This window comes from Parvibaculum sp. (assembly GCF_035511255.1).
Classification (GTDB): Bacteria; Pseudomonadota; Alphaproteobacteria; order Parvibaculales; family Parvibaculaceae; genus Parvibaculum.
Genome location: NZ_DATKFR010000140.1, coordinates 15,765 through 30,479, shown reverse-complemented (window position 1 = coordinate 30,479; position 14,715 = coordinate 15,765). Strand labels below are relative to the sequence as shown.

Annotated in this window: 16 protein-coding genes; 4 read left to right on the top strand and 12 right to left on the bottom strand. The window is 63.8% G+C overall.

Annotated elements, in window-relative coordinates; all coding sequences use genetic code 11:
* The 8 genes from VMR03_RS04950 to VMR03_RS04915 all read right to left on the bottom strand — a co-directional run.
* Positions 1-576 (bottom strand): SDR family NAD(P)-dependent oxidoreductase (locus VMR03_RS04950; protein WP_325402864.1); only part of this gene is annotated, 576 nt, incomplete at its 3' end.
* A gap of 12 nt (positions 577-588) precedes the next feature.
* Complete coding sequence (gene purF, locus VMR03_RS04945; RefSeq protein ID WP_414693147.1) at positions 589-2,055, bottom strand: amidophosphoribosyltransferase; 1,467 nt, start codon at positions 2,053-2,055, stop codon at positions 589-591.
* A gap of 96 nt (positions 2,056-2,151) precedes the next feature.
* Positions 2,152-2,832: a CvpA family protein gene (locus VMR03_RS04940; protein WP_325402860.1), complete on the bottom strand. Its 681-nt coding sequence runs from the start codon at positions 2,830-2,832 to the stop codon at positions 2,152-2,154.
* A gap of 31 nt (positions 2,833-2,863) precedes the next feature.
* Positions 2,864-4,279 carry a DNA repair protein RadA gene (gene radA / locus VMR03_RS04935; RefSeq protein ID WP_325402858.1) on the bottom strand — a complete coding sequence of 472 codons (1,416 nt, stop codon included), beginning with the start codon at positions 4,277-4,279 and terminating at the stop codon, positions 2,864-2,866.
* Positions 4,279-5,055 (bottom strand): ABC transporter ATP-binding protein, encoded by a 777-nt coding sequence (locus VMR03_RS04930; RefSeq protein WP_325402856.1) that lies wholly within the window; start codon positions 5,053-5,055, stop codon positions 4,279-4,281. Before VMR03_RS04930 ends, radA begins: the two co-directional genes overlap by 1 nt.
* A 9-nt stretch (positions 5,056-5,064) precedes the next feature.
* Positions 5,065-5,838: an ABC transporter permease gene (locus tag VMR03_RS04925; RefSeq protein ID WP_325402854.1), complete on the bottom strand. Its 774-nt coding sequence runs from the start codon at positions 5,836-5,838 to the stop codon at positions 5,065-5,067.
* A 52-nt stretch (positions 5,839-5,890) separates the two neighbouring features.
* Positions 5,891-7,060, bottom strand: a complete 1,170-nt coding sequence (gene alr / locus VMR03_RS04920; RefSeq protein ID WP_325402852.1) for an alanine racemase — start codon at positions 7,058-7,060, stop codon at positions 5,891-5,893.
* The gene (locus VMR03_RS04915) at positions 7,057-8,556 is read right to left on the bottom strand and encodes a replicative DNA helicase (protein WP_325402850.1); all 1,500 of its coding nucleotides are present in this window, start codon (positions 8,554-8,556) and stop codon (positions 7,057-7,059) included. Before VMR03_RS04915 ends, alr begins: the two co-directional genes overlap by 4 nt.
* Positions 8,557-8,863: 307 nt before the next feature.
* Between VMR03_RS04915 and VMR03_RS04910 the strand changes: the two genes are divergently transcribed.
* Entirely contained in the window at positions 8,864-9,256 is a 393-nt protein-coding gene (locus VMR03_RS04910) for a DoxX family protein (protein ID WP_325402848.1), read from the top strand.
* Positions 9,257-9,280: 24 nt separating this feature from the next.
* Here VMR03_RS04910 and VMR03_RS04905 read toward each other — a convergent pair whose 3' ends face one another.
* The 4 genes from VMR03_RS04905 to rpsF form a co-directional block, all read right to left on the bottom strand.
* Positions 9,281-10,525, bottom strand: a complete 1,245-nt coding sequence (locus VMR03_RS04905; RefSeq protein WP_325402846.1) for a cyclopropane-fatty-acyl-phospholipid synthase family protein — start codon at positions 10,523-10,525, stop codon at positions 9,281-9,283.
* A 219-nt stretch (positions 10,526-10,744) separates the two neighbouring features.
* Positions 10,745-11,341, bottom strand: a complete 597-nt coding sequence (gene rplI / locus VMR03_RS04900; RefSeq protein ID WP_325402844.1) for a 50S ribosomal protein L9 — start codon at positions 11,339-11,341, stop codon at positions 10,745-10,747.
* 20 nt (positions 11,342-11,361) lie between these two features.
* Positions 11,362-11,607 carry a 30S ribosomal protein S18 gene (gene rpsR / locus VMR03_RS04895; RefSeq protein WP_325402842.1) on the bottom strand — a complete coding sequence of 82 codons (246 nt, stop codon included), beginning with the start codon at positions 11,605-11,607 and terminating at the stop codon, positions 11,362-11,364.
* The gene (gene rpsF / locus VMR03_RS04890; protein WP_325402840.1) at positions 11,607-12,095 is read right to left on the bottom strand and encodes a 30S ribosomal protein S6; all 489 of its coding nucleotides are present in this window, start codon (positions 12,093-12,095) and stop codon (positions 11,607-11,609) included. The genes rpsR and rpsF overlap by 1 nt, the downstream gene beginning before the upstream one ends.
* A 309-nt stretch (positions 12,096-12,404) precedes the next feature.
* Here rpsF and fabD point away from each other — a divergent pair, with 309 nt between their 5' ends.
* The 3 genes from fabD (at position 12,405) to VMR03_RS04875 (ending at position 14,595) form a co-directional block, all read left to right on the top strand.
* Complete coding sequence (gene fabD / locus VMR03_RS04885; protein ID WP_325402838.1) at positions 12,405-13,346, top strand: ACP S-malonyltransferase; 942 nt, start codon at positions 12,405-12,407, stop codon at positions 13,344-13,346.
* 14 nt (positions 13,347-13,360) lie between these two features.
* The gene (fabG, locus tag VMR03_RS04880; protein WP_325402836.1) at positions 13,361-14,098 is read left to right on the top strand and encodes a 3-oxoacyl-[acyl-carrier-protein] reductase; all 738 of its coding nucleotides are present in this window, start codon (positions 13,361-13,363) and stop codon (positions 14,096-14,098) included.
* A 257-nt stretch (positions 14,099-14,355) separates the two neighbouring features.
* Positions 14,356-14,595 carry an acyl carrier protein gene (locus tag VMR03_RS04875; protein WP_012112293.1) on the top strand — a complete coding sequence of 80 codons (240 nt, stop codon included), beginning with the start codon at positions 14,356-14,358 and terminating at the stop codon, positions 14,593-14,595.
* The last annotated feature ends 120 nt before the right edge of the window (positions 14,596-14,715 follow it).

The following is a 14,715-nucleotide window of genomic DNA, read 5'->3' as shown; positions in this document are numbered from 1 at the left end:
GGTGCGGGTCGGGCCGGGGCTCAGCAGATTCGCTCGGACGCTGGTATTCGCGCATTCGGCGGCCCATGTCTGCACCAGGGCTTCGAGCGCCGCCTTGCTCATCGCGTAGCCGCCCCAATAGGGCTTCGCCTTATGCGCGGCGCCCGACGTCACGAAGATCGCGCGGCCGGCTTCCGAGCGCTTCAGCAGCGGCTCGAAAGAACGGATCATGCGCCAGTTGGCGGTGATGTTGGTGTTGAGGAGCTTGTCCCAGGCCTTGATTTCGAGATGGCTCACAGGCGTCAGTGTGCCGAGCGTGCCGGCATTGCCGACGAGGATGTCGAGCTTGCCCCAACGTTCGAAGATCGTTGCGCCGAGCCGGTCGATGGCGTCGAAGTCGGTGAGATCGAGCGGTACCAGTGTCGCTTTGCCGCCGACCTTGCGGATTTCATCGTCGACCTCCTCAAGCCCGCCGACGGTGCGCGAGACGAGGATCACATGCGCGCCTTCGGCGGCATAGCCGAGCGCCACGGCGCGGCCGATGCCGCGCGAGGCGCCGGTGATGACCGCGAGGCGGTCCTGAAGACGTCCTGCCATTGTTTTGAAGCCTTACGCGATTTCGGCGAGCAGCGACAACTGGCTGGTCCGCTGTTCGCCGGCCTTGTCGGTGAGAGGCGTCGGATAGTCGCCCGTGAAGCAGTGATCGGTGAATTGCGGGTATTCCTGGTCGCGGCCGGTGTAGCCGAGCGCGCGATAGAGGCCGTCCACAGAAATGAAGGCGAGGCTGTCGACGCCGATATAGTCGCGCATGCCTTCGAGGTCGTATTGCGCGGCGAGAAGCTGTTCGCGCTCGGGCGTGTCGATGCCGTAGAAATCCGGATGCGTGATCGGCGGGCTGGCGATGCGCATGTGCACTTCCTTCGCACCGGCCTCGTACATCATCTTCACGATCTTGACCGACGTCGTACCGCGGACGATCGAGTCGTCGACGAGAATGATGCGCTTGCCCTCGACGATCGCACGGTTCGCATTGTGCTTCAGCTTCACGCCGAGCTGGCGGATGTGCTGCGTCGGTTCGATGAAGGTGCGGCCGACATAGTGATTGCGGATGATGCCGAGTTCGAACGGAATGCCGGATTCCGTAGCGTAGCCCAGCGCGGCAGGCACGCCGGAGTCGGGCACCGGGATCACGACGTCCGCCTCGACATGGCTCTCGATCGCGAGCTGGCGACCCAGCTCCTTGCGGACATTATAGACGCTGCGGCCATCGACGATGCTGTCAGGGCGCGCGAAATAAATGTATTCGAAGACGCAAGGGCGCGGACGTTGCGGAGGGAAGGGGCGGATCGACTCGATGCCCTCGCGCGTACAGACGACGATCTCGCCGGGCTCGATCTCGCGCACGAAATCGGCGCCGATAATGTCGAGGGCCACGGTTTCGGAACAGAGGATCGGCGCGCCATTGAGCGTACCGAGGATCAGCGGACGGATGCCGAGCGGATCGCGGGCGCCGATGAGCTTCTTCGGCGTCAGCGCGACGAGGGCATAGGCGCCTTCGATCTGGCGCAGTGCGTCGACGAAGCGGTCCATGACGCGGGGGCTGCGACTGCGGGCCACGAGCTGCAGGATGGTTTCCGTGTCGGAGGTCGACTGAAAGATCGCGCCCGCGCGCACGAGCTCGTTGCGCAGCGTGATGGCGTTGGTGAGGTTGCCATTATGGCCGATGGCGAAGCCGCCGCCCCAGAGGTCGGCGAAGAGCGGTTGCACGTTCCTGAGGATCGTCTCGCCCGTCGTCGAATAGCGGACATGGCCGATGGCGATATCGCCCATCAGCCGGTGCATGACTTTCTCGCTGGAAAAGTGGTCGCCGACGAGGCCGAGGCGCCGCTCGGAATGGAAGTGCTCGCCGTCATAGGCGACGATGCCGGCCGCTTCTTGGCCGCGATGCTGGAGCGCATGGAGGCCGAGCGCGGTCAGGGCGGCGGCGTCGGGATGGCCAAAAACGCCAAACACGCCGCACTCTTCGCGCAGCGTGTCTCCGTCAAGGTCCCGCTCGGTGAGCCCGCCCTCGATCAGGGCGCTGCGTTTCCGCGGCCCGTTCGTTCGGGCCTCATCCGGAAGAGGGAGGGACAATTGCTGGTACATCCGATGCGCTCCCAAAGGGGATATCCGTTACTCAGTGTTCTCGAACAGCCTGTCGAGCCCCCTCCGTTCGGAGGTGTTATAGCCGGGGGCGTTGCCCGTGTCAGCGCCCGATTTGCCGGATGAAACCGGTGGCGGATTTGCCGCTGGCGCGCTGGGCTGGGCGGCCGGGGCCGCTGTCTGCCGCTGCGGAGGGCTCGTCCGCGGCGTACGATCGACGGCATCGATTCGCGCCCCGGAGGGTGCCAGAGTGAAAAGGGCGGCCGCGGACCTCTCAACGAGAGGACGTAACCGGGCGTTTCTGATCCAGTCGGGTTGATCGGCGGGATTGGGTACCAGCCATGCGAAAAATAGGTACGCAACCGTCACAATCAAGAGGCCGCGTACGAGGCCGAAGAGAAAGCCCAGCGTCCGATCGAGGCTTTCGGCCTGCTCGTGCAGAGCCAGCAGATGGTTGGCCCAGCGTGCGGTAAAGGCCGCAACCAGCACATAGCCAACGACGAAAACAGCCAGCGCGGCGGCGACTGCGGCGAGCCAGGCCGGCGATATCAACGTGCGAAAGAGCGGCGTCACATAGGGAAAGAGCCAGATGGCGGCGAGCGCGCCGACGACCCAGGCAAGGATCGACAGAACCTCGTTCGTGAAGCCGCGCAGCAATGCGAGTACGCTGGAAATCAGCAGAACCGCTATGACGATGCCGTCGAAAAGCATCAATCCTCCACTCCCTGATGCGGTGATCCTATCACAGGTCGTTGCTGCGCCGCTCGCGCGGGCGTCTGGTTTCGCCCGCAGCAAGGTAGGCGACGAGGCCGGCGAGGTCGGAAATTTCGGTCAGAGCGAGCCCCGTCGAAGGCCGTTGCCGGGCGGTCGAAGTGGGTAGGATGGCGCGTTTGAAGCCCAGTTTTTCAGCTTCTTTTAACCTTGCCTCCATCTGGCTCACCGGCCGAATCGCGCCAGACAGGCTGATCTCGCCGAAGATGACGCAGTCGGAGGGGAGGGCATTGCCGGTGATCGACGAGACGAGCGCGCCGGCCACGGCGAGATCGGCCGCCGGCTCATTGATTCGCAGGCCACCGGCGACGTTGAGGTAGACGTCCTGCCCGCCGAGCGTCAGCCCGCAGCGCGCATCCAGTACGGCGAGGACCATCGAGAGCCGGCCCGAGTCCCAGCCTACGACGGCGCGGCGCGGCGTGCCGAGCGAGCTTTGCGCGACCAGCGCCTGAATTTCGACCAGCACCGGCCGCGTCCCCTCGATACCCGCGAAGACAGCCGAGCCGTTCGTCTCGCCATCGCGCTCGCCGAGGAAGAGGGCGGAGGGATTTGGCACTTCCTGGAGGCCCAGTTCGCCCATCTCGAAGACGCCGATCTCGTTCGCCGGGCCGAAGCGGTTCTTCACCGCGCGCAGGATGCGGAACTGGTGGCCACGTTCGCCCTCGAAATAAAGTACGCAGTCGACCATGTGCTCGACGACGCGGGGGCCGGCGATCTGGCCGTCCTTCGTCACGTGGCCCACGAGTATGATCGCCGTGCCATGGCGCTTGGCGAAGCGGACGAGGTCCTGCGCGGTCGCGCGGACCTGGCTGACCGTGCCGGGTGCGGATTCGAGGGCTTCGCTCCACATGGTCTGGATCGAGTCGATCACGACGGCGGCCGGTGCCTTACCGGTTTCCAGCGTCGCGATGATGTCCTTGAGGTTCGTCTCCGCGCCGAGCTGCACCGCGGCATCGGCGAGGCCGAGCCGGCGCGCGCGCATGCGGACCTGAGCGATTGCTTCTTCGCCCGAGATATAGACCACGTCAGCGCCCTTGCGGCCGAGCGCCGCCATCGCCTGCAGCAACAGCGTCGATTTGCCGATGCCCGGATCGCCGCCCACGAGGAGCGCGGAGCCCGGTACCAGCCCGCCGCCGCAGACGCGGTCGAATTCCGTGACGCCGGTGACGAGACGCGGCGGGTCCGCCGTTTCGCCCGCCATCGACACGAGTTCGATCTGGCGGCCCTTCTTGCCGACAACTTTCAAAGGGCCTCCGCCGACGCCTGAGCTTTCCGCCTGCTCCTCGACGATGGTGTTCCACTCGCCACAGGACTCGCACCGGCCCGCCCAGCGCGGGGTCACTGCGCCACAGGACTGGCAGACGAAGGTGCGCGAGGCACGGGCCATCAGGGTTTCAGCACGTCCATCTTGATCGGGCCGTCGGCGCGGCCATGAATGAACTGGTCCACATAGTCGTTGCCGCTGGAATCGATATCCGCGCGCGGACCTGCCCAGATGATCTTGCCTTTGTAGATCATCGCGATCTCGTCGGCGATCTTGCGCGCGCTCGCCATGTCATGAGTGATCGAGAGGGCCGTTGCGCCGAGATCCTTCACGCTCGCAACGATGAGATCGTTGATGACGTCGGCCATGATCGGATCGAGGCCCGTCGTCGGTTCGTCGAAGAATATGATCTCAGGCTCCGTCGCAATGGCGCGGGCGAGAGCCACGCGCTTCTGCATGCCGCCCGAAAGTTCCGCCGGATAGAGCTCGCCGACTTCCGGTCCAAGGCCGACTTTGCCGAGCTTGTCGATGGCGATGTCCTTCGCCTCCTTGCGGCGCATCTTGCGGCCCTGGATGAGGCCGAAGGCGACGTTCTGCCAGACGGGAAGGCTGTCGAAGAGCGCCGCGCCCTGGAAGAGCATGCCGAACTTGCGCAGCGACTGCTCGCGCTCGGTCGTCGACATCTTCAGCACATTCTCGCCATCGACGTAGATTTCGCCTTTCTCGGGACGCAGGATGCCGAGAACGCATTTAAGCATCACCGATTTGCCGGTACCGGAGCCGCCGATGACGACGAGCGATTTTCCCTTGGGCACGGTAAGGCTCAGATTGTCGAGCACGACTTTCGAGCCGAAACGCTTGGTGACGTTCTTCAGTTCGATCTTGGGTGTGTCAGTCATTCTGAAGTCTCACTTCGCGAAGAGGAGCGACGTCATCACATAGTTCGACGCCAGAATGAGAATGGATGCGGTGACGACCGCATTGGTCGTCGCGCGGCCGACGCCTTGCGCGCCGCCCTTCGAGTTGAAGCCCTGGAAGCAGCCCATCAGCGCGATGACGAAACCGAAGACGGCGGCCTTGATGAGGCCCGAGGTCACGTCGTCGGCCTTCAGGAAGTTGATGGTGTTCTGCACGTAGACGGCCGGATTGAAATGCAGGCTTGCCGTCGAGACGATGAAGCCGCCCATCACGCCGATCACGTCGGCGATGAAGACAAGGAGCGGCAGGGTGATGACGGCCGCGACGACACGGGGCACCACGAGGTATTTGTACGGGTTGGTCGAGAGCGTGGTCAGCGCATCGATCTGCTCGGTCACTTTCATGGTGCCGAGTTCGGCAGCGATCGCCGCCGAGACGCGGCCGGCGACCATCAGGCCCGCCATGACGGGTCCGAGTTCCCGCGTGATGCCGAGCGCGACGATGGTGGCGACGATGCTCTCGGAGTTGATCGTGCTGCCGCCATAGTAGATTTGCAGGGCCAGCGCGCCGCCGGTGAAGAAGGCGGTGAGGGCGACGACCGGCAGCGAGAAGTAGCCGATCCGCATCATCTGCTGGCCGAGAAGACGCCAGAAGAAGGGGGGGCGGAAGATGTGGCTGACGCTCGACCATGTGAAGAGCGCAAGCCGGCCGATCTCGCCGAGCAGTGCCAGAACGACCCGGCCGATAATTGCGAAAAAATTCAAGGCTGCTCCCCGCGGGTGGCTGACCGGACGCTCAAACGACGCCGGCCATCATTCATGATTCTGTGGCCCCAAGATGGCCGCCAGTGTAGTGCCGCTTGGCGCGATCTCCCAAGCGCGTCAGCACCTCATAGCCGATTGTGCCGGCCCGGTCAGCGACTTCGTCCAGGGTCACATGTTCCCCGATCAGTTCGGCAAGGTCGCCCCGGCGGACGGCCTCCTCCGGGAGGCCCGTCAGATCGACGATCAGCAGGTCCATGGAGACCCGTCCGGCGACTGGCGCGTAGTGCCCGCCAATATGGACACGGCCCGCGCCCCTGGCCGAAGCGAGGCTGCGGAAATAGCCATCCGCATAGCCCGTCGCGACCACGGCCAGGCGGCGAGGGCCCTCCGCCTTCCAGGTGGCGCCATAGCCGGCCGTGGTCCCGGCGGGCACATCACGAATCTGCAGGACGCGGCCTTCCAGCCGGATCGCCTGCCGGAAGGGATTTGGCTGTCCCTCGGCGGGAATGCCCCCATAGAGGCCATAGCCCGGCCGGACCATGTCGAAGCGGTATTCCGACCCCAGCAGTACCCCGGCCGTATTGGCGAAGCTTGCGGGAACCGACGGGAAGGCCGCCCGGATGGGCTTGAAGCGACTGAGTTGCAGCGCGTTGAGGGGATGCTCCGGCTCGTCCGAGCAGGCGAGGTGGCTCATAACGAGGGCGATGTCGAGGCCGGCAAGGGAAGCGGCACTGCCGATCAGGCGATGTGTTTCCGCCTCGTCGAAGCCCAAGCGGCTGAGGCCGGTATCGAAGTGGAGCGCGGCGGGAAGTGCGCGCCCGGCAAGCGCCGCCTCCCGGCGCCACTCCTCGATCTCTGCTAGGCTTCCCAGGCAGGGCGACAGTGCATGAGCGCGATAAGCGGCGCCGGCGCCCGGCATCAGTCCATTGGTGACATAGATCGCAGCGTCCGGAAGCGCCGCCCTCAGGGCTGCACCTTCATCGGGATCCGCGACGAAAAAGTTCCGACATCCCTCGCGAGCGAGCGTCAGTGCCACCGGCACCATGCCGACGCCATAGGCATTGGCCTTGACCACCCCGGCGACATCGGCGCCATCGGCGAGCGACCGGAGATGGCGGTAGTTCGCGGCCACCGCGTCGAGATCGACGGTGAGAATAGCGGAGGTCGAGGCCGGATCGGACAAGGCGGCCGGTCCGTCGCGAAGGGGTTCAGGCAAGCTCAAGACATGTGGTCCGGCAGGTGATCTTCGGCAAAGTGATCCGCGAAGCGCGTCACATTGGCCTGGAACTGTAGTTTAACGGTGCCGGTCGGTCCATGGCGCTGCTTGCCGATGATGACTTCGGCGAGGCCGTGGACCTGGTTCATCTCTTCCTGCCAGGCGAGATGTTCGGGCGTGCCTTCGCGCGGCTCGCGGCGCTGCACGTAATATTCCTCGCGGAAGACGAACATCACGACGTCGGCGTCCTGTTCGATCGAACCCGATTCACGCAAGTCCGAGAGCTGCGGCCGCTTGTCGTCGCGGCTTTCGACCTGGCGCGAGAGCTGCGACAGCGCCAGCACGGGTACGTTGAGTTCCTTGGCGAGCGTCTTCAGGCCTGTCGTGATCTGCGTCACTTCCTGCACGCGGTTTTCGCCCGACTTGCCGGAACCGGCGAGCAATTGCAGATAGTCGATGACGAGGAGGCCGAGGCCGCGCTGGCGTTTCAGCCGACGAGCGCGGGCCGCCAGCGTCGCGATGGTGAGGCCGCCCGTGTCGTCGATATAGAGCGGAATGCTCTGCAACTCACGCGAGGCGTCGACCAATGCGTGGAATTCGTCTTCCTGAATGCGCCCGCGGCGGATGCTTTCGGAGGGTACGCCGGATTGCTCGGCGAGAAGGCGCGTGGCGAGCTGCTCCGCCGACATTTCGAGCGAGAAGAAGCCGACGATGGCACCGTCCTTCACCTCGACCGTGCCATCGGTGTGATGTTCGGCCTTGTAGGCCTTGGCCGCATTGAAAGCGATGTTGGTGGCGAGCGCCGTCTTTCCCATCGACGGGCGTCCCGCGAGGATGATGAGGTCGGATGGCTGCAGGCCGCCCATCATCTTGTCGAGATCGCGCAGGCCCGAGGAGATGCCGGAAAGGCCGCCGTCGCGCTCATAGGCCGCCGCCGCCATGTCGATGGCGCCCTTGAGCGATTCATGGAAGCTGCGAAAGCCGCCCTCGTACTTGCCGCGTTCGGCGAGCTGATAAAGCTGCTGTTCGGCTTCGAGGATCTGCGCCGCCGGCGTGTCGTCGACGGGTGCGTCATAGGCGCGGTTGTGCAGTCCGATGCCGACCTGGATCAGTTCGCGGCGGATCGCAAGGTCGTAGATCGTGCGGCCATATTCTTCCGCGTTGATGATCGTCGTCGCCGCGCCGGCAAGCCTCGCCAGATATTGCGGACCGCCGATCTCGGTCAGCGCCTCGTCGCGCTCGAAGAAGTTTTTCAGAGTGACCGGCGAGGCGAGATGGCCCGCCGTGATCAGTTTCGCCGATGCCTCATAGATGCGGCCGTGCAGCGCGTCGAAAAAATGCGTCGGTTCGAGGAAGCTCGATAGCCGGTCATAGGCTTCGTTGTTGACCAGAATGGCGCCCAGCAGTGCCTGCTCCGCCTCGATGTTGTGAGGCGGGACGCGGTAGCCCTCGGTGCCTTCGTCGTCGGGCACGCTGGCAAAGGCTTGCGATGTGTTTTCCATGGTCTCGTTTTACGCGAAGGCGAACCAGGCTGAAGCGCCGATTTGTAGCGTTTCGAAGGCCGTCCCCATCTTACTTCTCCACAGCCTTTGATAACTTTGTCCAACCGTCCCAATACCCTGATTGGAAAGGAGTTTCCGGCACGAAAAGCCTGTGGACCGAATGACTATAAGCCGAGTCGCCCGACGCCGCCGATTGTTTCGACTGCTGAAACAATTCTTTGCGGCGTCGGCAGTAGTCAACGCGGCCTTGCTCCGCCTAGGGTTCTGACGAAACGTGCCGAAGCGGCGCGTATGGGAGGAGATCGATATGGACAAGCTGATTCCACTCGCGGCACCCTTGGGCCGTGTACTGCTGAGCCTGATTTTTCTCATTGCAGGCGCGGGCAAGCTAGCAGCACCTGCGGCCACCATCGCCTATATCGGTTCTCATGGACTGCCGTTGCCCCAGGTCGCCTATGCGCTTTCCCTGATTGTCGAGATCGGCGGCGGTCTGCTGATCCTCGTCGGCTACCAGGCGCGTGTCGCGGGTTTCGTGCTCGCCGGTTTCTGCATCGTCACGGGATTTGCGTTCCACAACGATTTCGCCGATCAGGCGCAATTCATCAACTTCATGAAGAACCTCGCGATGGCGGGTGGGTTCCTGCAGATCGTCGCGCATGGAGCCGGCGGTTTCAGCATCGACAATCGCGGCAAGCTCTGAATCTTATCGACGGCGGCGCGGGCGTTATTCGCCCGCGCGCAACCGCCGCTGCATCGGAACTGCGCCGAGTTGCCTTTCCCGCTCGCCCATATAATCGCGGGTGAGGGGCAGGGCGTCGATCTTCTTCGCGAGCTGGAGCTGGAAGTTGACCATGCCTTCGTGCCGGAACGAGGTTTCGGAGCCCGCGAGGTAGAATTCCCACATGCGGCAGAAGCGTTCGTCGTAGATCTTCGCCGCGATGTCGCGCTTGGCCATGAAACGGCGGCGCCATTCCTTCAGCGTTTCGGCGTAGTGAAGGCGCAGCACTTCGAGGTCGGTCATGAAGAGCCCGGTCTTTTCGACCGCCGCCGCCATCTCGCTCAGCGCCGGAATATAGCCGCCGGGAAAGATGTATTTCGCGATCCATGGATTGGTCGAACCCGGAGGATCGAGCCGGCCGATCGTATGGATGAGGGCGACGCCGTCTTCCGTCAGCAAGCGTTTTACGCCGCTGAAATATTCGGGATAGTGGCCGACGCCGACATGCTCGAACATGCCGACCGAGACGATGCGATCGAAGGTGTCGTCGAGCGTGCGGTAATCCTGAAGATGGAATTTCACGTGGTCGGAAAGGCCGCGTTCCTCGGCCCGCTTTGTGGCGACCTTGTGCTGTTCCTGGCTCAGCGTCACGCCGACGACATCGGCACCGGTCTCCTCCGCGAGCGTCAGCGCAAGGCCCCCCCAGCCGCAGCCGATATCGAGGACCTTCATCCCCGGCTCGATCTGCAACTTCGCCGCGATATGCCGCTTCTTCGCCGTCTGCGCCTCCTCGAGCGTCATCGAGGAATCTGCGTAATAGGCGCAGGAATATTGTTTGTCGGCGTCGAGGAAGAGATCGTAGATACCGCCGTCGAGATCATAGTGATGGGCGACGTTCTGTTGTGCCTTGCCGATCGGATTGTGCTGATCGATGCGGCGCTTGGCACGGCGGAGCGCTCCATAGACCTTGTAGGCCGTGCTCGGATAGCCCGTGCCGAGATTGCCGAGAATGACATCGAGGAGATCATAGATCGTGGCGGGCTCGTCGACGGTGAGCAGGCCGTCCATGTAATATTCGCCGAGCTTCAGATAGGGATTGAGGGCGAGGGCGAGATGCGGGCCCTTGTCGTGCAGGCGGATGGTGAGCGGCCGGCCGGTACCGTCCCCATAGGTCTTGGTGTTGCCATTCCAGTCGATGACGTGGACTGTACCCCGCGAGACGACTTGCTTGAGTAGAACGCCGAACAGCATGGAACCTCCGTCGCCAGAGTTGACGCGAGATCGGCTCCAGTCAGTACACGACCGGACCCGACCCGGTTCGTACCTCCCCCATAACGCCACTATGAAAAGTTAAAGCCAGTTTGGAATCAATAAAAAATTGATGCCGGTCGCAAAGGGCGACTTCGCGCGGGACAATAAAAAAGGGCGTTCCCGCGAGAACGCCCTTTTAAACGATTGTTCGGATGGCGGTTATTCCGCTTCCGCCTCGCCCTCGGCGTTCTCGCCTTCGGCTGCCGCCGCGAGTTCTTCGGATTCGAAGAACTCGGCAGCCTCGATCTCGTCTTCGTCCTCGTCGGTGCGGCGGGTGAGGTCTTCACCGGCTGCCTGGCGCGCGGCCTCTTCCTCGGAGCGGGCGACGTTGATCGAGATCGTCGACGAGACTTCGGGGTGGAGAACGACGCGGACCGCATGGAGGCCGATCGTCTTGATCGGGTGCTCGAGCGTGACCTGGTTGCGGTTGGTCGAGAAGCCGCCGGCGGTCGCCACTTCGGCGATGTCGCGGGCATTGACCGAACCGTAGAGGTGACCGGTTTCACCAGCCTGACGCAGGATGATGAAGGTCTGGCCGTCGAACTTCGCCTTGACCTGCTCGGCCTCGGACTTCAGCTCGAGGTTGCGGGCTTCGAGCTGCGCGCGCTGCGCTTCGAAACGCGTCATGTTTTCTTTGGTGGCGCGGAGCGCCTTCTTGCGAGGCAGCAGGAAGTTACGGGCGAACCCGTCCTTCACCTTCACCACATCGCCCATTTGGCCGAGCTTTTCGACCCGTTCCAGAAGTACGACTTGCATGTCTCTCTCCTTTTCCGGGCTCAGCCGATGACGTAGGGCAGGAGAGCGAGGAAGCGCGCGCGCTTGATGGCGCGGGCGAGTTCACGCTGCTTCTTGGCGGACACGGCCGTGATGCGGCTCGGCACGATCTTGCCGCGCTCCGAGACGTAGCGCGTCAGGAGCTTCGTGTCCTTGTGGTCGATCTTCGGGGCGTTGGCGCCGGAGAACGGGCAGGTCTTGCGGCGGCGGAAGAAGGGCCGGCGAGCGGGCTGCGCTGAGGTGCTCATTATTCGTCACTCCCTTCCGTCGTTGCGGCAGCTTCGTCGCGGTCGCGCGAGAAGCGGGGACGGTCTCCACGATCGCCACCACGGTCGAAACGCTCGCCGCGCGGACGGTCGCCACGATCGAAGCGGTCGCCACGGCCACCGCTGCCGCCGCGCTCGTCGCGGCTGCCACGGTTCTGGAGCATGGCCGACGGGCCGGCTTCATGCTCTTCGACGCGGGTGGTGAGGAAGCGGAGCACGTCTTCGTTGATGCCCTGCTGACGTTCCATCTCGGCCACGGCCGCCGACGGAGCGTCGATGTTCATGAGGGCGTAGTGGCCCTTGCGGTTCTTCTTCACCTTGTAGGCGAGATTGCGCAGACCCCAATATTCGGTCTTCGCGACGGAACCGCCGTTTTCCTTGAGGATGTTCGAGAACTGCTCGACGAGCGCCTCGACCTGTTGCTGCGTCACGTCCTGACGCGCAATGAAAATATGCTCGTAAAGAGCCATTGAGCCTTTTCCTACTCTATGATCCAGCCCCGGCGCAAAGCCCCCTTTGAGCCCCGAAAAGGCTCGAAAGGACCACCAAAGAAGCGGAGACACCGGAGCCCGGGATTTCTCCCTGCCGCACCCTTTCGGGCACGGTGCGCCGTTCAGCCTCCAGCCGAGACCTTCAGAAGGGGCGGAATATACGGAAAGTCCAAGTGAAAGCAAGGACCGAATGGGGCCGGGTCGCCTTGACTTGCCCCTCTCAGCCGGTATCTCTTGGCGCGGCAAAACGGGCCGGAATCGGTCCGGATACAAGGGCAGGGAGCGTCGATGAGCAGGGCTTTCATCTTTCCGGGGCAGGGATCGCAGGCGGTCGGCATGGGCCGGGAACTGGGCGAGGCCTTTGCGTCGGCCCGCGAGGTCTTTCAGGAGATCGACGACGCGCTTGGCCAGAAGCTCTCGAAGCTGATGTGGGACGGCCCGCAGGAAGACCTGACGCTCACCGAGAATGCCCAGCCGGCCATCATGGCGGTCAGCCTCGCGGTCATGCGGACGCTCGAGAAGGAAGGCGGCTTCAAGCTGGCCGACAAGGCCGCTTTCGTCGCCGGCCATTCGCTCGGCGAATATTCGGCGCTGGCGGCGGCCGGCAGTTTCACGATTTCCGATGCGGCCCGCCTGCTGAAGCGGCGCGGCCTTGCCATGCAGCGCGCGGTGCCGGTCGGCGTGGGCGCCATGGCGGCTCTGCTCGGCGTCGAGTTCGATGCGGCTTCCGAGATCGCGAAGGAAGCGGCGCAGGGAGAGGTCTGCGAGGCGGCCAATGATAATGGCGGCGGTCAGGTCGTCATCTCCGGCATGAAGGCCGCCGTCGAGCGGGCCATCGAGATCGCCAAGACCAGGGGCGCGAAGCGCAGCATGCTGCTGCCGGTCAGCGCCCCCTTCCATTGCGCACTGATGCAGCCGGCCGCCGACGAGATGGCCGACGCGCTGGCGCAGGTCGAGATCAAGGCGCCCTCCGTGCCGCTGGTCGCCAATGTCACCGCGTCCCGTGTCGCCGACCCCGCGACCATCCGCGACTTGCTCGTCCGCCAGGTCACCGGCATGGTCCGCTGGCGCGAGAGCGTGCTCTATATGGAGTCGCAGGGCGTCTCGCGTTACGTCGAAGTCGGCGCGGGCAAGGCCTTGAGCGGCATGGTCAAACGCATCGCGCAGGAGCCCGAGATTTCCGCGGCCGGTACGCCCGCGGATGTCGAAGCTCTTCTGAAAACACTTTAAGTCAGGGAACCCACATGTTCGACCTCACAGGCAAGAACGCGCTCGTCACCGGCGCGTCGGGCGGCATCGGCTCCGACATCGCGCGCGCCCTTCACGCGCAGGGCGCGGTCGTCGCGCTGTCCGGCACACGCAAGGAAGCGCTCGATGCACTGGCCGCCGAGCTGGGCGAGCGCACGCATGTGCTGCCCTGCAATCTCTCGGACGGCGCCGCCGTCGATGCGTTGCCGAAGCAGGCCGAGGAAGCGATGGGTTCGCTCGACATCCTCATCAACAATGCAGGCCTCACCCGCGACAATCTCTTCATGCGCATGAAGGACGAGGAGTGGGACGAGGTGATCCGCGTCAACCTCACCGCCGCCTTCCGCCTGTCGCGCGCTTCGCTGCGCGGCATGATGAAGCGCCGCTTCGGCCGCATCATCGGCATCACCTCCGTCGTCGGCGTGATGGGCAATCCGGGGCAGGGCAACTATGCCGCCTCCAAGGCCGGCATGATCGGCATGACGAAGTCGCTGGCGCAGGAAGTCGCGAGCCGCAACATCACCGCCAATTGCGTCGCGCCGGGCTTCATCCGCTCCGCGATGACCGATGCGCTCAATGACGATCAGAAGGGCAAGATCATGGGCACGATCCCGGCCGGGCGGCTCGGCGAGGCGCCTGAAATCGCCGCCGCCGTGGTGTTTCTGGCCAGCAACGAAGCCGCCTATGTGACGGGCCAGACGATCCATGTTAATGGCGGCATGGCGATGATCTGAGTGCCCGCGTATTTTTCCGTCGCGGAAACGTTAATAAAAACAGTGCGCTAGAGACGTGTTTCAAAGGGGTGCCTTTGCTGGCACCATGCTGAAAAGTGTGTTACCTAGGCCCCTCGATTTGGCTTGCGATCCAGCCTTGAAATGGGCCAGAAGAGGTGCAGTCTTTCCACCGAATTCAATCGCGTTGTTTCCTCGGGCTTGAGGCTTCGGGGAGTGGGGCGTGAAGCCGGTCAAAACAGGGAATCTGAGGACTTAAAATGAGTGATATCGCGGAACGCTTGAAGAAGATCGTGGTCGAGCACCTCGGCGTCGACGCCGACAAGGTGACCGAGAACGCGAGCTTCATCGATGATCTCGGCGCGGACAGTCTCGACAACGTCGAACTCGTGATGGCGTTCGAGGAAGAATTCGGCGTCGAGATTCCGGACGATGCGGCCGAGAAGATCCTGACCGTCAAAGACGCGATCGAGTTCGTCAAGGCGAACGCGAAGTCCTGATCCCGGACTGCGGAGCGTTGGGCGCGTCCTGCGCCCCGCTCCGCGACGTCTGCCGATCCGGCGCGCCCATACCGGTCCCGCCGGATTTTTGCTTTCGGTATCAAGTTGAGGTCCCGTCCC